Source organism: Bradyrhizobium sp. JR4.1, from assembly GCF_040548605.1.
Lineage (GTDB): Bacteria > Pseudomonadota > Alphaproteobacteria > Rhizobiales > Xanthobacteraceae > Bradyrhizobium > Bradyrhizobium canariense.
Map to the genome: position 1 here is coordinate 160,769 of NZ_JBEPRY010000004.1, position 17,419 is coordinate 178,187.

The window sequence follows — 17,419 nt, forward strand, 5'->3', positions numbered from 1 at the left end:
CGCGTGCGATCAGATCAACCGATCGGAGGATGCGCTCGCTGGTTCCGCATCGCTTGCGCTAAGCGCTGCGTGCTCCTCGACCGCCGTAACGCCCTTTGCCGTGAGCTCGAACAGATCGCCGTCCTTCATCACGTAACCGTCGGCGATCAGCTCGCCTATCTTGCCGTGCCGGTCGTCGGCAAAGGCGATGGATTGGCTGATGTCCCTCAGGATCGAGAGCTGTTCGTCGCGCAACATGGCTTCACTCTCCGTTCGCCGGGGATGGTTCCGGTCCTCACATGCCGTGGCTCTGAAAGACCTTGCTGCAAGACCGCGACAGTTTGGCTCGGTTGGCTTGCAGGCAATTCTGCACCGCACCGTCGTTGCCGAGGTCCTTGCGGCAGAAGCGCGAGGCGTCCCGCGAACAGGCTTGCTGCTCCTGCGGCGAACCCATATGGCCTTGTGCGAGAGCGGGCGCGTTCGACAGGCCGCTCACGGCCGTCAGCGCGATCGTCGCCAGGAAGAACAGTTTGCGGGACATCGGCGGCTCCAAATCTGACAGGTGAGTTTCAGGTCCTGTCTGAACTCGTCGTTATGCCGCTTGTTCCCAGGGCAGAGCCCGCGCCGCCGCTATTCAAGGTTCCTGCGGCGCTGCTATAACGGGGCGAAGGATGAGGGTGCCTGATGAAACGCTATCTCGTGTTTGCGCTGGTTGGCCCATTCGTGGGCGGGTTCCTGCTGCTGCTGACGACGACCTATCAGTCCGGCTATTGGACCCAGACCAGTCTCGCTGAGGTCGGCAAGCTGTTCGCGGTGTTCTTCAAATCCCTGCAATACAGCTATCTGTTCGGCTTCCTGCCCTCGCTGATGATCGGGGCGGTCGACGACATCCTGGTCCACATCCGGCGGATCGGCCCGGTGCTGCGGATGCTGCTGGTCGGCGTGTTCGCCTTCATCCTGGCCTCGCTGACCTATAGCTCGCGCGGGCCGGACTCGGGCGCGGTGCAGTTCATCCTGTACGGCCTCGTCGGGTTCGTGCCGGCGGTGATTTCATCCTGGCTCGTGCACAGATATGTCGCGGAGCCGCAGCCGGCGGCGGCACCGACTTGAGGGCGCGACCTTCGATCACGCCGCAGCAACCTCCGCCGTGCTGGTGCGTTCCCTACAGGCCATGACCATGTCCGATGACGATATTCTTGCCCCGCGTCGATCCCGTTCGGGAAGCCGCCCGGGTGCGGCCTCTTCGGGCAGCGAGGGGCGTGGGCCGATCATCGATCAGGAAGGTCGTGAGATCCGGCCCGAAACACTGGAGCAGGGCTTTCGCGAGTTTCGCTTCGAGTTCGGGAAGGACAGTCCCTTCGCCGGCAACCCGTTCGGCAATCTGACGCGCGAGCAGCGGATCGCGCGGATCGAGGCGATCGCAAAGCTGCTCGACGTCGCCTTTGTGCTGCCCGGAACCAATATCCGCTATGGCATCGACGGCTTGATCGGACTGATCCCCGTCATCGGTGACATCATCACCACCGCGATCTCGCTCTGGCTGGTGCGAGAGGCGAGGGCGCTCGGGGCGCCCTGGTACATCACCGCGCGTATGCTCGGCAATGTCGCCCTCGACGGCGTCGTCGGCATAGTGCCGTTCGCGGGCGACGCCTTTGACGTCATGTTCCGGGCCAACATGCGCAACGTGCGCCTGCTGCGCCGCTGGCTCGACAAGCAGCCGCGCATCTGACACTCCCGAAAACGCAAAAAGCGCGACGGCCTTTCGGCCACCGCGCTTTCAACGCACATCGCAGTCGCTACGAAAATTTACGCCGCGTCGGCGGCGTCGGTGCTGGCTTCCACCGGCTTGCGGTGACGGGGCAGCGGGAAGGCTTCGCTCTCATAGAGCGAGCGGATGCCGTTCTGGTCGAAGCGCGCTTCCTCGACCTGAAGATAGGCGCCGTTCAGCGAGTCCGTCGGCAACTGCTCCATCGCGAACTGCACGGCTTCGGCCGCGGTGCCGAACCGGCGATAGGTGAAGCCTGCACGCTTCTTCTTGCGGATCGCAGCGGGGAAGAGTTCGGCGGAAGTGTTGAAGTTGAACGGACGCAGTGGACGCATGGTCAAAGACCTCGTGATCTCTCTGGGGCTTTAAGCGCGTGGGGTTGGGACGGGCAGAGGCCACCATTGAGTGGGCGCCGCACATGTCATTTTCGTCCTCTAATATAGCCTGTTTTGACAAAATTGCGACCCCCGCGATGCGAGATGATGAATCGGCGCATGGCAGCTCCGCAACTCTGGAAATTGCAATAATATCAGCAGCTTGGATGGTTTATAGCTTGCCAAGCAGCAGCAGCACGAGCAGTACCACCAGGACGAGGCCGCCGATCCCCATGCCGGAATGACCCATTCCGTAGCCGTAGCCACCGATGCGGCCCGACAAGCCGCCGACGAGATAAATGATCACCAGGATGATCAGGATGGTCCCAAGCGTCATGGCATCCTCCCTGGCGGCCGCCGCAACGCCATGGCCGGCCGCACCACCAGGGAAGAAAAGCACATCGCGCCGCCGGGTTCCATGGCGGAACCTGGCGGCGCGCAAGGTTTATTTAGGCTCGAGCTTCAGCGCTGCGGAATTGATGCAGTAACGCAAGCCGGTCGGCCCCGGGCCGTCGGGGAAGACATGGCCAAGATGGCCGCTGCACTTGGCGCACAGCACCTCGGTGCGGACCATGCCGTGGCTGACGTCCCGCTCCTCGTCGATATGGCCCTCGGCGGCGGGCTGGGTGAAGCTCGGCCAGCCGCAGCCGGAATCGAACTTCGCGTCGGACTCGAACAGCACATTGCCGCAGCCGGCGCAGGTGTAGGTACCGGCGCGGTGGTCGTGCTCATATTCGCCGGAGAAGGGACGCTCGGTCGCCTTCTCGCGCAGCACCGCGTATTGCATCGGCGACAACTCGTTGCGCCATTGCTGTTCGCTTTTGATGACCTTGTCGTCCGTGGTTTTCGTCTTGGTATCGGGCATGGGTCTCCCGTTTTTTCGGTGAACTTGTTTTCGCTGATCTTGCGATCAGTTGGTGGCCTTGCTGGCGCTCACCAGCGTCGGCTTCTCGATATAGTTATCCGCGAACAGCTTTTTCAGGTTCTCGACCTTCGGGAGGTCGTTGTAGGCGATATAGGGCTGGTTCGGGTGCAGGGTCAGATAATCCTGGTGGTAGGCCTCCGCCGGATAGAACGCCTCCAGCGCGCCGACCTTGGTCGCGATCGGCTTGCTGAAGACTTTGGCGCCGTTGAGCTGGGCGATATAGGCCTCGGCCACCTTCTTCTGCTCGTCGGACGTGGTGAAGATCGCCGAGCGATATTGCGTGCCGCTGTCGGGGCCCTGCCGGTTGAGCTGGGTCGGGTCGTGCGCCACCGAGAAGTAGATCTGCAGGATCTTGCCGTAGGAGATCTTCTTCGGGTCGTATTTGATCTCGACGGATTCCGCGTGGCCGGTCCGGCCACTCGATACGGTCTGGTAGTCGGCTGTCGCCTTGGTGCCGCCGGCGTAGCCGGAGACCGCGTTGACGACGCCCGCGGTGTGCTGGAACACGCCCTGCACGCCCCAGAAGCAGCCGCCGGCGATCACGGCGGTCTGGATCCCGCTTGCGGGCGTCGCGTCAACGGCGGGAGCGGGGATCACGACCGCATCCTCTGCGGCTCGGGTCGGCGCGGCAAAGGCCAGCGTCAGGGCGGTGGTTGCGGCGAGCAGGGACAGGACGGCAGGTCGGCGCATGGCGATCCTCTTTCCGAAGGTCTGACAGTCTAGGGCGGTTGGGGCCGGGCGAACAGCCTGCCCGGCATTTTCGGACATTCGAGATACGGGCGGACCGGGCGATTGTTACGGCCGGACGGACACGAGTCTGTGAAACGCGCCGCCTGGAGCAGCCCGGCTTGGCGAGGACCGGAACTCCGCGCTAGATGAACCGGCGCGATCGGTGATCGACCTAAAGAATGATGGCTGGAGCTGACCTGACAACATGCTGCGCGTCGCATCCCTGACCCTCATCGTCGTTCTCGCCATCCTGCCCGGCTGGAACTCGATCGCGGCGGCCGCACCGCAACCCGGCGACGACCTTGCCATTTGCCGCGACCGCCAGGCGGATGCGCAGGCGAGGGCGCAGGCCTGCGACAATTTGCTCAACGCCGACCGTGTCACCGGCAAGGACAAGGGCATCGCGCTCTCCGTGCGCGGCAATACGCTGATCAACAAGCGCGACTACGGCCACGCGATCGAGACCTTGTCCATGGCCGTCGATCTCGATCCCGACAACGTCGTCACGCTCAATTTGCGCGGCCTCGCCTATGAGCGGACGGGCCAGGACGACCATGCGATGGCGGACTACAACCTCGCGCTCCAGAAGCGCCCGACCTACGGTGTCCCCTACAACAACCGCGGCATCATCCAGTTGCGCCGGGGTGCGCTGCAAAGCGCGCTCGACGATTTCAACCTGTCGATCAAATACGCGCCCAAGTTCCTGCTCGGCTACACCAACCGCGCCCGCGTGCGCACGCTGATGCAGGATTTTGAAGGCGCCATTGCCGATTTCGCGGAGGCCGAGAAGATCGAACCGGCCGCGCAGCAGATCACCGGCAATCGCTGCATCACCTACGGCATGATGGGCAAGTACGACCAGGCCTTCGCCGACTGCAACGGTCTGATCGAGAAGCAGCCGAAGAACACGTACGCGATCAACAATCGCGCCGACGTCAACATGCTGAAAGGCGATCTCGACGCCGCGCTGAAGGACTACAACATTGCGATCCAGATCAACCCGAACAATGTGCGCGCACATTCGGGTCGCGGCCAGATCTACGAGCGCAAGAAGGATCTCGCCCAGGCCCGTGCCGACTATCGTGCGGCGGCCTATTCGCTGACGAAGTTCGACGAGCTCGACGTCGCGCGCGCCCGCGCCATCGCGCAGGAGCGATTGGCTGCGCTGACACCGCAGCCGTCAGCCGGATCCGCGGGGCGCCGTGTGGCACTTGTGATCGGCAACGGCGCCTACAAGAACGTCCACGCCTTGCCCAATCCGCCACGCGACTCGAAAATGATCGCGGCCGCGCTGCGCGACGTTGGCTTCCAGACCGTGATATCCGTCAGCGATCTGACCCGCGACAAGTTCTTCGAAGCGTTGCAGACGTTTGCGGCCGAAGCGGAGAAGGCGGATTGGGCGGTGGTCTATTACGCCGGTCATGGTTTCGAGATCGGCGGCGTCAATTATCTCGTTCCCGTCGATGCCAAGCTTGCCGCCGACAGGGACGCCGAGACCCAGGCGGTTGCGCTGGAGCAGGTGATCGCGGCGGTGGGCGCTGCGCGAAAAGTGCGTCTGGTCATGCTGGATGCCTGCCGCGACAATCCGTTCGCGCCCACCATGCAGCGCACGCTGTCGCTCAAGCTGGTCGACAAGGGCTTTTCCAACATCGAGCCCGGCGCCGGCTTCATGGTGGTCTACGCCGCCAAGCACGGCGAGACCGCGATGGACGGCGACGGCGGCGCCGACAGCCCGTTCGCCACCGCGCTCGCCCGCGAGATCAAGGAGCCGAAGGTCGAGATCAGGAAGCTGTTCGACATCGTCCGCGACGACGTCTGGCTTGTGACCAAGCACGAGCAGCAGCCGTTTTCATACGGCTCGCCGCCGGGAAGAGAGGATTTTTATTTTGTTGTGGGGAAGTGAGGTTTCGTAGGGTGGGTTAGCCCTGCAGATGCGCAAAGCGCATCTGCAGGGCGTAACCCACCACTGTTGCGATCCGAGGAGACAGAAGAGGTGGGTTACGCCTTCGGCTAACCCACCCTACGGGCTTCACACCACAATGCTCAGCCGCTTCGCCGCCCGCGTAATCCCCGTGTACAGCCACCTCGCCCGGCTCTCCTGAAACGCAAAGCTCTCGTCGAACAGCACGACGTCGTCCCATTGCGAGCCCTGCGACTTGTGCACGGTCAGCACGTAGCCGTAGTCGAACTCGTCATAGGGCTTGCGCTGCTCCCAGGCGATCGCCTCGACGCCGCCCTCGAAGCAATCAGCGCGCACCGAGACCTTGGTCACCTTGTGCCCGAGATCCTCGTCCGGCGACAGCCTCATACTGAGAATGCGGGATTTCGAGCGCGAGGTGTTGCGCGACTTCACGCGCCACAGCCCGCCGTTGAACAGGCCCTTCTTGCGGTTGTTGCGCAGGCAGACCAGCTTGTCGCCGGCGACGGGGAAGACGTCCTCGATGTTCTGGCGCTGGCGCACCCGCATATTGTACGCGCGTCGCGTGTTGTTGCGGCCGACCAGCACCTGGTCGGCGGCCATGACGCGATCGGGGTCGAGCTCCTTGCGCGACACCACCTCGCTCTCGCCGTAGCGGCCGATGTCGAGCTCGCGGCCCTCGCGGACGTCCATCGACATCCGCACGATCGGGTCGTCCTGGGCCTGGCGGTGCACCTCGGTCAGCATCGCGTCGGGCTCGGTGTTGGTGAAGAAGCCGCCGCCCTGGATCGGGGGCAGCTGCGCGGGATCGCCCAGCACCAGCAGCGGGCAGTCGAACGACATCAGGTCGCGGCCCAGTTCGGCATCGACCATCGAGCATTCGTCGATCACGATCAGCTTGGCCTTGGAGGCCGGGGCGTCGTCCCACAGCTCGAAGCTGGGCTGCTCCTCGCCGGATTCGCGGGTGCGATAGATCAGCGAATGGATGGTGGAGGCTTCGTCGCACCCCTTGTTGCGCATGACCAGCGCCGCCTTGCCGGTGAAGGCGGCGAACTTCACCTCGCCGTCGACGCCGTCGGCGATGTGCCGCGCCAGCGTGGTCTTGCCGGTACCGGCATAGCCGAACAGGCGGAACACCGGCGGCGTGCCGTTGCGGCCGGGTTTGGCCTTGAGCCAGTCGCCAACGGCCTTGAGCGCGGCATCCTGATGCGGGGTGAATGTGGCCATGTCTGTCTTGAGGAGGGGGCGAAACGGAGCGATTCGCCAGTCCCAAAACTAACCATTCGCACCGCCGGTTCAAGCGCGGGGCCATCGCAATTCGAGGCCGTTCTCCGCGGCCCATCCTTCGAGACGCCCGCCGTTGGCGGGCCCTCAGGATGAGGGCGGAGTGCGCGGCGGCAATTTCGAAGGGCAAAGATGCCGCTGAGCCTCATCCTGAGGAGACCGCAAAGCGGTCGTCTCGAAGGACGAGGCGCTCGCTCAGGCCTCGTCCCTACTGCCAGCCGGGAACGCCGCGCATGTCGGGCAGATGGTGAGCGATGCCCTTGTGGCAGTCGATGCAGGTCTTTTCCTTGGTGAACAGGAAGCGCTGATGGGCGACCGAGGCCCGCGGCGACTGCTTGGTGATGTCCATGGAATCGGCGCTGTGGCAGTTGCGGCATTCCAGCGAATCGTTGGACTTGAAGCGCGCCCATTCATGCGCCGCCAGCTCGAGCCGGTGATCCTGGAATTTCTCGCGGGTATCGATCGTGCCGAAGATCTTGCCCCAGACCTCCTTGGAGGCTTGCATCTTGCGGGCGATCTTGTCGGTCCAGTTGTGCGGCACGTGGCAATCCGGACAGGTCGCCCGCACGCCGGAGCGGTTGGCGAAGTGGATGGTCGACTTCAGCTCGGCATAGACGTTGTCCTTCATCTCGTGGCAGCCGGTGCAGAATTTTTCGGTGTTGGTCAATTCCAGTGCGGTGTTGAAGCCGCCCCAGAAGATCACGCCGGCCATGAAGCCCGCCAGCACCAGCACACCAAGCCCGAACACCGAGCTCGGACGGATCAGCACCTGCCAGAGCTCGCGCGCAAAGTCCAAGCTTCGTGCGACGAAACCGCCCTTGGCCTTCATTCCCTCGTCGGGCTCATCAGTGGTCGTCGTCATCGGCGACCACCGGGGCTTGTGCGCGACAGCAGCGTGTCGATGTCGGTGAAGTCGTTGCTGACGGGCGGCGTCGCCGTGTTCTGCGGCACATGGCATTCCGTGCAGAAGAAGCGGCGCGGCGAGATCGAAGCCAGGAACTGGCCGTCGCGATCCATGAAGTGGGTGATCGAGACCATCGGCGCCTGCGATTCCGCGATGCGCGCCCGCGCATGGCAGGACAGGCACTTGTTGCCGTTGAGATCGACCTGATAGCCATCGATCGCATGCGGGATCACCGGCGGCTGCTCCGGATAGTTGCGCACCTCCCTTTCGGAGGTGTTGCGGTTCGGCAGCATCGGCGGCGCCGGCCCTTCGTCGTTGAGCGGGGTCGGGCCGCGCAGGCCTGACGTCACCGTCTGCGCGGTCAGCGAACTCGCGCCAGCCGCGATCGCGACTGCGAGCAGCGCTACTCCAAATCGTTTCATCATGACACGTTCACCCGCTCGATGCGCACGGCGCACTTCTTGTAATCGGTTTGCAGCGAGATCGGATCGGTGGCGTCCAGCGTCACCTTGTTGATCAGCTTGGATTCGTCGAACCACGGCACGAAGACGAGGCCACGCGGCGGCCGGTCGCGGCCGCGCGTCTCGACGCGGACCCGGATGAAGCCGCGGCGGGAGACCACCTTCACCTCGTCGCCGCGGCGGATCTTCGCCTCCTGCGCATCATCAGGATGCATGAAGCACACGGCCTCGGGGAAGGCCTTGTAGAGCTCGGGCACCCGGCGCGTCATGGTGCCGGAATGCCAGTGCTCGAGCACGCGGCCGGTCGAGAGCCAGTAGGGATATTCGTTGTCCGGCGATTCCGCTGCCGGCTCGTAAGGAAGGGCGAAGATGCGCGCCTTGCCGTCCGGATAGCCGTAGAACTGCACCTCGGTGCCCTGCTTGACGTAGGGGTCGCTCCCCTCGCGGAAGCGCCATTTGGTTTCCTGGCCGTTGACGACGGGCCAGCGCAGGCCGCGCTCGCGGTGATAGGCGTCGAACGGCGCGAGGTCGTGGCCGTGGCCGCGGCCGAACGCGGCATATTCCTCGAATAGGCCCTTCTGCACGTAGAAGCCGAACGCCTTGGACTCCTCGTTGGCGTAGCCGTCCTCGATCTCCGATGTCGGGAATTTGTCGACCTGGCCGTTCTTGTAGAGCACGTCGAACAGAGTCTTGCCGCGCACGTCCGGCTTCTTGGCGATCAGCTCCTCGGGCCAGACCTCCTCGATCTTGAAGCGTTTTGAGAACTCCATGAGCTGCCATAGATCGGACTTGGACTCGCCGGGCGCGGGGACGAGCTGGTGCCAGAATTGCGTGCGCCGCTCGGCGTTGCCGTAAGCGCCTTCCTTCTCCACCCACATCGCGGTCGGCAGGATCAAATCGGCGGCGAGCGCCGTGACGGATGGGTAGGCGTCGGAAACCACGATGAAATTATCGGGGTTGCGGAAGCCCGGATAGGTCTCCTCGTTGGCGTTCGGACCGGCCTGCAGATTGTTGTTGACCTGCACCCAATAGGCGTTGATCAGGCCGTCCTTCAGCATCCGGCTCTGCAGCACGGCGTGGGCGCCGGGCTTGTCGGGAATGGTGCCCTCCGGAAGCTGCCAGATGTGCTCGGCCTTGGTGCGGTGCTCCTTGTTGGTCACGACCATGTCGGCCGGCAGGCGGTGCGAGAAGGTGCCGACCTCGCGCGCGGTGCCGCAGGCCGAGGGCTGGCCGGTCAGCGAGAACGGGCTGTTGCCGGGCGAGGAGATCTTCCCGGTCAGAAGGTGGATGTTGTAGACGAGGTTGTTGCACCAGACGCCGCGGGTGTGCTGGTTGAAGCCCATGGTCCAGAACGAGACCACCTTGGTCTTGGGATCTGCATAGAGCTCGGCCAGCGCCTCCAGCCGGTTGAGCGGCACGCCCGACATCTCCGCCGCCTTCTCCAGCGTGTACTCGGAGACGAACTTGACGTACTCGTCGTAGCTCATCTCGGTGGAATCGTTGGCCTTCGCCGCGCCCGTCGCCTTCTTCTGCAGCGGATGCTCGGGCCTCAAACCATAACCGATGTCGGTCTGGCCGCGCCTGAAGATCGTATGCGCGGCAACGAAGTCCTTGTTGACCCGGCCGGTCTTGATGATGTGGTTGGCGATGGCGTTCAGCAGATAGAGATCGGTCTGCGGCTTGAACACCATGCCGATGTCGGCGAGATCGAACGAGCGGTGCTCGAAGGTCGAGAGTACGGCGACCCGGACATGCGGCGCGGAGAGCCGGCGGTCGGCGAGGCGCGTCCACAGGATCGGATGCATCTCCGCCATGTTCGAGCCCCACAGCACGAAGGCATCTGTGGCCTCGATGTCGTCATAGCAGCCGGCCGGCTCGTCGATGCCGAAGGTGCGCATCATGCCGGCCACGGCGGAAGCCATGCAGTGGCGCGCATTGGGATCGATGTTGTTGGTGCGGAAGCCGGCCTTGAACAGCTTCACGGCCGCATAGCCTTCCCAGATCGTCCACTGGCCGGAGCCGAACATGGCGACGCCGTTCGGCCCGCGCTTCTTGATCGCCTCCTTCCACTTCACCTCCATGATGTCGAAGGCTTCGGTCCAGGTAACAGGCGTGAACTCGCCGTTCTTGTCGTATTTGCCCGCCGTCTTGCGCAGCATCGGCTGCGTCAGGCGGTCGTGGCCGTACATGATCTTGGAGAGGAAGTAGCCCTTGACGCAGTTGAGGCCGCGATTGACCTCGGCCTTGATGTCGCCGTGGGTGGCGACGACGCGATTGTTCTTGGTCGCGACCATCACCGAGCAGCCGGTACCGCAGAAACGGCACGCGGCCTTGTCCCATTTCAGTTCGGCGACGTCGCGCTCGGCGACGAGGTTCGCGGCGAGCGCCGGTGCCGGCATGCCCGCAGCGGCGGCCGCGATGGCGGCGGCCTCGAGCTTCAGCATCTGGCGGCGGTCGAGCTTTGGCGATGTCATGACGACTCTCCCGGCCTTAAGCCGTTTCGATGGCGTGAAAGACCAGCGCCGCCGAATAGACGTCGGGCAGCGACTGGATGGTGTTGAGCAGCGTGCCGAGGCTGCCGGCATCAGGCGCTTCGGTCACGACGATGAGCTTGCCGCGCGCATCGCGGCCGTGAATCTCGCAGCCGGGAAGGGCGGTGATCGCGGCTTCCAGCTGGTCCAGCCGCTCGGGGCGTGCCTGCACGATGATGCTGGCGATCTCGCACCCGGGGGGCGCGACGACGCGGTCGGTGCTGAGCACCCGGCCGGTGATCAATGCGCGGCGGTTGAGTTTGGATTCGGCCATGATGCCTGTCTTTCGCTTCGAGGAGATCAATGCGGGGAGGGCGGCGGGCCGGGAGGGCCGGCAAACATCTGGTAGATCCAGACGCCGAGCCCGTACGAGCCCACCGTTCCGACCGCGAGGACGGGCATCACGATTGCGGTCAGGAACAGGAAAGCGAAAATCTCCATGCGCTTACGGCGCACGCGCGAAGTCGCGTCGTCTGGGGCCGACATATTCGGTCTCGTTTGGAATGTGGGGATTGGGACGGCATCCGGGCCGTTGCCTTGCCGCACTTTAGAAGCAGCAGGACCACTGACGCCTTGATCTGGATCAATCCGTCGAGTTGCGATGATGGCTGCCGCCAGACCACAAGTGCAAGTTTGGGTTGTACCCGTGCAAAGGCGATGCGACAATTTGGCATCGAACGGGGAACCGAGTTTGTGACCGCGACAGGGCTGACGGCGATCGATCTCGGACTTCGCGGCGCGGCGAGCGGCGTGTTCCTGTTGATCGTTCTCGTGGCGTTGCTGCGTCGTGCGACCGGCCAACAGGCTTTGCTGGGCATTGCGATGTGCGCAGGCGGCATATTCTATGCGATCGCGACGGCGCCCAGCCTGCCCAAAACGGCTTGGTGGTGGACGTTGCCGATCCTGTCCGCGCAGCCTGCGGTCTTCTGGCTGTGGGCGCGCGCGGCGTTCGACGACGATTTCGTGCTGAGGCGTTGGCACGGCGCCCTGTGGCTGAGCATCGTGGCTTTCGGATTTGCGATCACGCTGGCCTGGGCGAACTGGCCCGCTTTGGCCGGCGCAGGCGGGCGAGTCCTGGCTCTGGCCACCCTGGTGCTGGCCCTCGCTGCCGCGGTTCAGACGGTCAAGACCTGGCGCGCCGATCTGGTTGCGCGGCGACGCCGACTGCGGCTCGCGATGCTTGCGATCAATGTCGTGCTCATCGCGACCGTCGCGGTCGCCGGCTTCGCCGCAATTCCCGTCGCGGTTCCCGGTGCGCCCGGCAGTCTCCCGACCGCGCTCGGGCTGTTCGTGGTGGCCATGCTTGCCGGCATCGGCCTGTTCAGCGCGCCGGCGATGGCCGTCAATGACGCCACGGCCGCGATCGCATCCGGCGAGGCGGGGAAGCTAGCCCAGGTCGCCGATCGCGCCACCGCGGGGCGGGTTGTTGTCGACCCGATCCTGCTCCGGCGTGTCGACCATCTGATGACCGTGGAGCGAACCTATCGGCAGGAGGGTCTTGCCATCGGCGCGCTCGCGGCGCGGCTCGACGTTCCCGAGCATCGGCTGCGCCAAGCGATCAATGAAGGACTGGGCTATCGCAACTTCAATGCTTTCCTCAACCGCTACCGTATCGAGGACGCCAGGCTGGCGCTGTCCGACGCGACGCAACGCGAGGTCCCGGTGCTGACCATCGCGATGGATGCAGGCTTCCAGTCGATCGGACCTTTCAACCGGGCCTTCAAGGCCGAGACCGGCGTAACTCCGACCGAATTCCGGCGCGAGGCGCTGAGCCGGCCCGACAGCGCTGAACTCAGCCAGCCGCGCCGCGAAATCGGCTAGCCGATTTTTGGATCAGGCGAGAAGGCCCTGTGCCGATTGGCTAAACCGTCCAGCATAAATTCCCATCCAGCCGGAACGAGCCTATTCATGTCCCACTTGATCGCCGCCGCCCCTGTATCGGAGAGGCTCCATGCTCTCGACGCAGTCAGGGGTGGCGCCCTGCTGCTCGGCATCGTCCTGCACGCGACATTGTCGTTTGTGCCGGCCTCGCCCCGGTTCTGGATTATCCAGGACACCCATCCAAGCGTCGCTCTGGGCCTGCTGTCCTTTACCATCCACGTCTTCCGGATGACGACCTTCTTTCTGATGGCGGGCTTCTTTGCCCGCATGAGCGTTCAGCGCCGGGGGAGTTGGGGCTTCGTCAGGGACAGGCTGCAGCGGATCGGCCTGCCGTTGGTGATCGGCTGGCCGCTCGTGTTCATGCCGATAGTTCTGATCGTGATCTGGGCATCTCACTTTCCAAATGGCGGTCCGATCCACCCCACGTCCGGCTGGCTGCCGGCACTGCCCAAGTTTCCCCTGACCCATCTCTGGTTTCTGTATGTGCTGCTGGAGCTCTATGTCGCGACGCTCCTGCTGCGCGGCGCAATTGTCCGGCTTGATATATCAGGTACGCTACGCACAGTGTTTGACCGGGTCTTCGCGCGGATCATGCGAAATCCGCTGGCTCCCCTGGTTCTGGCAATCCCGATCGGCATCGCCTTCTGCCTCGACCCACGATGGATCAACGTGATGGGCGTGAGGACGCCGGATCAATCGCTCGTTACCAACGCGCAGGCCTGGGTCGGCTTCGGCACCGCATTCGGCGTCGGCTGGCTCCTGCATCGGCAGGTCGATCTGCTGCGGCTCATCGAGCGACGCTGGCTGACGTATGTCCTGCTCGCGCTCTTCCTGATCCTGGTCAGCTTCGCGTTGTCAGGCGTGATGCTGTCGTCGCCTGCCGCGCCGAAACTGCGGGTCAGCTTCGCCACGCTGAGGCTGATCTCCGCCATCCTCTACGGACCGGCGATTTGGGTTTCCACATTCGCGGTCCTCGGCTTCGCCCTCCGCTTCATGTCCGGCTTCAGTCGGACGTGGCGCTACCTCGCCGATGCATCCTACTGGCTCTATCTGATCCACCTGCCGATCGTGATGGCGCTGCAGGTCGCGCTGTCGCAGCTCGACTGGCCCGGGCTGATCAAGTGCGGCGTTATTCTCATCGTCGCGCTTCCTCCGATGCTGGCGAGCTATCATCTGCTGGTGCGCTTCACCTTCATCGGTGTGGTACTGAATGGCCGCCGCGGCGAAAAGCGCCTTCTCCCGCAAGGCGGAATTGCGACTGCATAGACAGCGCCGCCCCACCCATTAAGATGCGCGCAACAAAAATATAAGCGGCAAGAAATCTCAAGAAAACTTGGGAGAGGCGTCATGAAGTTCGGCATCTTCTATGAGCTGCAACTGCCACGGCCGTGGGCGGCCGGCGACGAACTCAGCCTCTATCAGAACGCGCTCTCGCAGATGGAACTCGCAGACCAGCTCGGCTACGACCACGCCTGGGTTGTCGAGCATCACTTCCTCGAAGAATACTCGCACTCGCCTTCACCGGAATCCTTCCTCGCGGCCGCGAGCCAGCGCACCAGGAACATCCGGCTCGGCCACGGCATCCTCCAGCTCACCACCAACCACCCGGCGCGTGTTGCCGAGCGCGTCGCGGTGCTGGATCTGCTCTCCAACGGCCGCTGCGAATTCGGCATGGGCGAGAGCGCCTCCATCACCGAGCTCACGCCGTTCGGCCGCGACATGGAGACCAAGAAAGAGGTGTTCGAGGAGGCCGTCGCTGCGATCTTCCCGATGTTCAAGGACGCAGGAAGCGAGCATCACGGCAAATATTTCGACATCCCCTTGCGCAACGTCGTGCCGAAGCCGGTGCAGAAGCCGCATCCGCCATTGTGGATGGCGTGCTCGCAGCTGCCGACCATCGAGCGCGCCGGGCGCCACGGCTTTGGCGCGCTCGGCTTCCAGTTCGTCAGCGCGGATGCCGCGCATGCCTGGGTGCACGCCTATTACAACGCCATGACCAAACGTCTCGCCAAGCTCGCCGACTACGAGATCAACCCGAACATGGCGCTGGTGTCGTTCTTCATGTGCGCGAAGACGGACGAGGAGGCCCGCGCCCGCGCCGACGGCGCCACCTTCTTCCAGTTCGCATTGCGCTTCTACGGTGCCTCGCAGAATCGCCAGCGTCCCGCGCCCTACACCATCAACATGTGGGACGAGTACAACAAGTGGAAGCGCGACAATCCGGAGGCGCAGGAGGCCGCGCTGCGCGGCGGCCTGATCGGCTCGCCTGAGACGATCCGCAGGAAGCTGAAGCGCTTCCAGGGCTCGCACATCGACCAGGTCATTTTGCTCAACCAAGCGGGCAAGAACAGCCACGAGCACATCTGCGAATCGCTGGAGCTGTTCGGCCGCGAGGTGATGCCGGAATTCCAGAACGATCCGGCGCAGGCGGCCTGGAAGCAGGGCGTGATGAGCGGCGAGATCAAGCTGGAGGAAATCGACACGGAGGCCTTCACCGACCGCTACGGCAAGCTCGCGGTCAGCGTCGCGCCGGCGAAGGCGGCGGCGGGGTAGAGGCGTCTTCCAGCCTACCGTCTTTGCTGCTAGGCTTCGGCAAAACGCGGCCGGGAGAGAACGATGCGGGCCCACGGGACAGGCTCAGGTTTGGCAGCTGGCGACATCACCCCCGCGGTGCTCGCCATCGGTCGCCCGGATTTCCCTGATATCCTGATCGATACACTGCGCCGGCAGGCCGGGGTCGGTCACTGCATGGTGTTCGCGTTGAGCCGCGCGGGCGCCGCACACTGCCTGCTCGATGCCGGCAACATCCCCATCGGCGGCGATCTCGGTGCGGCCTATGCCGGGCAGTTCCACCAATCCGATCCCAACCGGGATGCGCTGTTCGAAGGCGAGGGTCGCGCGCCGCTCGTGCTGCCCGCCTTCGCGCCGCGCATGTACGGCGCCCGCTACCGAAAAATCTTCTTTGCCGATTCCGGCATCGTCGACAAATGCGCGACCGCGATCTGGACCGGCGACACCTGCTTCTATGTCAATTTCTACCGCATCACCGCCCAGGGCCGCTTCAGCGACGCCCAGCGTGCACGGCTGGAGGCCATCGCACCGGCGATCGGTGCCAGCGTCGCACGCCATTTCCAGCAGGCCGCGACCGCGCCGCTCGACCAGAACCTCGCCGCGCTGTTCGCGACGCGCGCGCCGCTTGCAGCACTGACGCCGCGCGAGCAGGAGGTCTGCCGCCACATCCTGCTCGGCTTCAGCTCAGAGGCGATCTCGCAAAAGCTCGGCATCGGCCTGCATTCGACCCTGACCTATCGCAAGCGCGCTTATGGGAAGCTCGGCATCTCCGCGCAGAACGAATTGTTTGGAATCGTGCTGCGCCTGCTCGCCGGTCCACGCGGCCTGAACTAAGGGGTACTCCAGGCCCGCGAGTCCCTGCTTCCGAGAGCAAGGCGGACACGCTGCCGCCCTCCGGGACTGTCGCTCTGTGACCCATTGTAGGCGATATAACCAGAGTCAGGTTTCAGTCTCCTTCAATCCAAATCCCCGCTTCACTCAGGGCGTTGAGAACGCGTTCAACGTCTTTGGGATCAAGTGTGCTGCTGTCACACAGCTGATTTAGTTCATCGAAGGTAATCTTGCCGTTCCGTTCGCCGATTTCGATGGCACGTCGAATGATTCCGCCACGCTCATGTTCTCTCCGCTTCAGCAGCCTCTACTATACGGGAAGAGGGACGGGTCTGGTCCATAAGCGAACATCGAAGCTTCGTCCTGCACGGCTGCTGCCGGGATAGGGCCGGATCTCCGGCCCGGTGCCAAACCCGATGCGGACATCGCCTCCGCGATCGATAAAGTTGGAACCAAATCGTAAAACCCGCCGAAGCGGAGCTCCTGTATTAGCTTTGAGATCTGCTAGCTCGATCGGAAGAGATGTCGACCACCATGTCTCGCGGCTCCCCAGCGACAGGACCTTCGCTCATCGATAGAATCGGGCTGTGGATGTCGAAAAGCCGCGTTGTCGACGGCCTCTGGATCGGATCTTTATCGGATGATCCCGAGCGAGCCCTGCAACGCGTCGAAGCCGCGCTGCGGCTGATCGAACGGTTTGCTCCACTTCACTACCGGCGCATCAAGAAGAGTCTTTTTCGAATCTGGGTGCAATTGGTTCCGCACGGCGCCGGATGCTATCAGCATTCAATAAACGCCTGCCTGCTCGACGCGCGTGTCGTCGATTCTGAAAGCACGACGGTCGAGTGGATCGCGTCCGCCATCGTACACGAGGCGACCCACGCAAGGCTCGAGAACTGGGGCATCCACTACTATGAAGCCGTCCGCCCCCGGATCGAGCGGATCTGCGCCAGAAGAGAGTTGGATTTTGCTCGGCGTCTGTCGGGCGTCGACGCGTTGCGAGAAGAGATCGCTTGGAGACTTGATTGGAGCCGTGAGGGGAGCACGCATTACACCGACCAGAATATGAGCCAGAGCATGGATCAGGGAATTGCGCAGACACTCCGTCATCTGGGAACGCCAGAATGGCTCATAACCCTCATGTTCAGGGTGAGAGATCTACGCGTTGGATTCCGCCGGTTCACGCGACGCATAGCGGGTGCTTTGGAGTAATGAACTCGGGTACGAAACGAAGGGGGGCGGGTCTGGCGGGGCGAGATGTTTCGG

At 63.8% G+C, this 17,419-nt stretch carries 21 protein-coding genes; 8 read left to right on the plus strand and 13 right to left on the minus strand.

The window, feature by feature from the left end:
* Positions 1–9 precede the first annotated feature (9 nt).
* The gene (locus ABIB90_RS12245) at positions 10–237 is read right to left on the minus strand and encodes a hypothetical protein (RefSeq protein WP_354160085.1); all 228 of its coding nucleotides are present in this window, start codon (positions 235–237) and stop codon (positions 10–12) included.
* A 37-nt stretch (positions 238–274) separates the two neighbouring features.
* Complete coding sequence (locus ABIB90_RS12250) at positions 275–520, minus strand: cysteine rich repeat-containing protein (RefSeq protein WP_007596191.1); 246 nt, start codon at positions 518–520, stop codon at positions 275–277.
* Positions 521–663: 143 nt separating this feature from the next.
* Between ABIB90_RS12250 and ABIB90_RS12255 the strand changes: the two genes are divergently transcribed.
* A complete protein-coding gene (locus tag ABIB90_RS12255) occupies positions 664–1,089 on the plus strand; it encodes a DUF5413 family protein (protein WP_007596190.1) in 426 nt (141 codons plus the stop codon).
* Between the two features lie 61 nt (positions 1,090–1,150).
* Positions 1,151–1,708 carry a DUF4112 domain-containing protein gene (locus ABIB90_RS12260; RefSeq protein ID WP_354200732.1) on the plus strand — a complete coding sequence of 186 codons (558 nt, stop codon included), beginning with the start codon at positions 1,151–1,153 and terminating at the stop codon, positions 1,706–1,708.
* A gap of 77 nt (positions 1,709–1,785) precedes the next feature.
* On the opposite strand, the gene ABIB90_RS12265 is transcribed toward ABIB90_RS12260, so the two are convergent.
* The 4 genes from ABIB90_RS12265 to msrA all read right to left on the minus strand — a co-directional run bounded on the left by ABIB90_RS12265 (position 1,786) and on the right by msrA (position 3,733).
* Positions 1,786–2,079: a hypothetical protein gene (locus tag ABIB90_RS12265; protein ID WP_007596188.1), complete on the minus strand. Its 294-nt coding sequence runs from the start codon at positions 2,077–2,079 to the stop codon at positions 1,786–1,788.
* 211 nt (positions 2,080–2,290) lie between these two features.
* On the minus strand, positions 2,291–2,455 hold the full coding sequence (locus ABIB90_RS12270) for a DUF3309 family protein (RefSeq protein ID WP_007596187.1): 165 nt from the start codon (positions 2,453–2,455) through the stop codon (positions 2,291–2,293).
* 108 nt (positions 2,456–2,563) lie between these two features.
* A complete protein-coding gene (gene msrB, locus ABIB90_RS12275; RefSeq protein WP_354160088.1) occupies positions 2,564–2,983 on the minus strand; it encodes a peptide-methionine (R)-S-oxide reductase MsrB in 420 nt (139 codons plus the stop codon).
* 45 nt (positions 2,984–3,028) lie between these two features.
* Entirely contained in the window at positions 3,029–3,733 is a 705-nt protein-coding gene (gene msrA / locus ABIB90_RS12280; protein ID WP_007596185.1) for a peptide-methionine (S)-S-oxide reductase MsrA, read from the minus strand.
* A 244-nt stretch (positions 3,734–3,977) separates the two neighbouring features.
* Here msrA and ABIB90_RS12285 point away from each other — a divergent pair, with 244 nt between their 5' ends.
* Positions 3,978–5,675: a caspase family protein gene (locus ABIB90_RS12285; protein WP_354200733.1), complete on the plus strand. Its 1,698-nt coding sequence runs from the start codon at positions 3,978–3,980 to the stop codon at positions 5,673–5,675.
* Between the two features lie 126 nt (positions 5,676–5,801).
* Here ABIB90_RS12285 and ABIB90_RS12290 read toward each other — a convergent pair whose 3' ends face one another.
* The 6 genes from ABIB90_RS12290 to napE form a co-directional block, all read right to left on the minus strand.
* Positions 5,802–6,917 carry an ATP-dependent DNA helicase gene (locus tag ABIB90_RS12290; RefSeq protein WP_007596183.1) on the minus strand — a complete coding sequence of 372 codons (1,116 nt, stop codon included), beginning with the start codon at positions 6,915–6,917 and terminating at the stop codon, positions 5,802–5,804.
* 265 nt (positions 6,918–7,182) lie between these two features.
* On the minus strand, positions 7,183–7,836 hold the full coding sequence (locus ABIB90_RS12295) for a NapC/NirT family cytochrome c (protein ID WP_354160094.1): 654 nt from the start codon (positions 7,834–7,836) through the stop codon (positions 7,183–7,185).
* Positions 7,833–8,303: a nitrate reductase cytochrome c-type subunit gene (locus ABIB90_RS12300; RefSeq protein WP_354200734.1), complete on the minus strand. Its 471-nt coding sequence runs from the start codon at positions 8,301–8,303 to the stop codon at positions 7,833–7,835. The genes ABIB90_RS12295 and ABIB90_RS12300 overlap by 4 nt, the downstream gene beginning before the upstream one ends.
* Complete coding sequence (gene napA, locus ABIB90_RS12305; protein WP_354200735.1) at positions 8,300–10,813, minus strand: nitrate reductase catalytic subunit NapA; 2,514 nt, start codon at positions 10,811–10,813, stop codon at positions 8,300–8,302. Before napA ends, ABIB90_RS12300 begins: the two co-directional genes overlap by 4 nt.
* A gap of 16 nt (positions 10,814–10,829) precedes the next feature.
* A complete protein-coding gene (locus ABIB90_RS12310; protein ID WP_354200736.1) occupies positions 10,830–11,144 on the minus strand; it encodes a chaperone NapD in 315 nt (104 codons plus the stop codon).
* Positions 11,145–11,170: 26 nt separating this feature from the next.
* Complete coding sequence (gene napE / locus ABIB90_RS12315; RefSeq protein WP_007596178.1) at positions 11,171–11,356, minus strand: periplasmic nitrate reductase, NapE protein; 186 nt, start codon at positions 11,354–11,356, stop codon at positions 11,171–11,173.
* A 207-nt stretch (positions 11,357–11,563) separates the two neighbouring features.
* Between napE and ABIB90_RS12320 the strand changes: the two genes are divergently transcribed.
* The 4 genes from ABIB90_RS12320 to ABIB90_RS12335 all read left to right on the plus strand — a co-directional run bounded on the left by ABIB90_RS12320 (position 11,564) and on the right by ABIB90_RS12335 (position 16,156).
* Positions 11,564–12,691, plus strand: coding sequence for an AraC family transcriptional regulator (locus ABIB90_RS12320; RefSeq protein WP_354200737.1), 1,128 nt, complete (start codon positions 11,564–11,566; stop codon positions 12,689–12,691).
* An 87-nt stretch (positions 12,692–12,778) separates the two neighbouring features.
* The gene (locus ABIB90_RS12325) at positions 12,779–14,017 is read left to right on the plus strand and encodes an acyltransferase family protein (RefSeq protein ID WP_354200738.1); all 1,239 of its coding nucleotides are present in this window, start codon (positions 12,779–12,781) and stop codon (positions 14,015–14,017) included.
* 81 nt (positions 14,018–14,098) lie between these two features.
* Positions 14,099–15,304 (plus strand): LLM class flavin-dependent oxidoreductase, encoded by a 1,206-nt coding sequence (locus tag ABIB90_RS12330; protein ID WP_354200739.1) that lies wholly within the window; start codon positions 14,099–14,101, stop codon positions 15,302–15,304.
* 63 nt (positions 15,305–15,367) lie between these two features.
* Positions 15,368–16,156 carry a helix-turn-helix transcriptional regulator gene (locus tag ABIB90_RS12335; protein WP_354160108.1) on the plus strand — a complete coding sequence of 263 codons (789 nt, stop codon included), beginning with the start codon at positions 15,368–15,370 and terminating at the stop codon, positions 16,154–16,156.
* A 112-nt stretch (positions 16,157–16,268) separates the two neighbouring features.
* Here the strand turns inward: ABIB90_RS12335 and ABIB90_RS12340 are convergent, their stop codons facing one another.
* The gene (locus ABIB90_RS12340) at positions 16,269–16,457 is read right to left on the minus strand and encodes an RNA polymerase sigma factor region1.1 domain-containing protein (protein WP_354127286.1); all 189 of its coding nucleotides are present in this window, start codon (positions 16,455–16,457) and stop codon (positions 16,269–16,271) included.
* 218 nt (positions 16,458–16,675) lie between these two features.
* Between ABIB90_RS12340 and ABIB90_RS12345 the strand changes: the two genes are divergently transcribed.
* Positions 16,676–17,365, plus strand: a complete 690-nt coding sequence (locus tag ABIB90_RS12345; RefSeq protein ID WP_035993509.1) for a hypothetical protein — start codon at positions 16,676–16,678, stop codon at positions 17,363–17,365.
* Positions 17,366–17,419 lie beyond the last annotated feature (54 nt).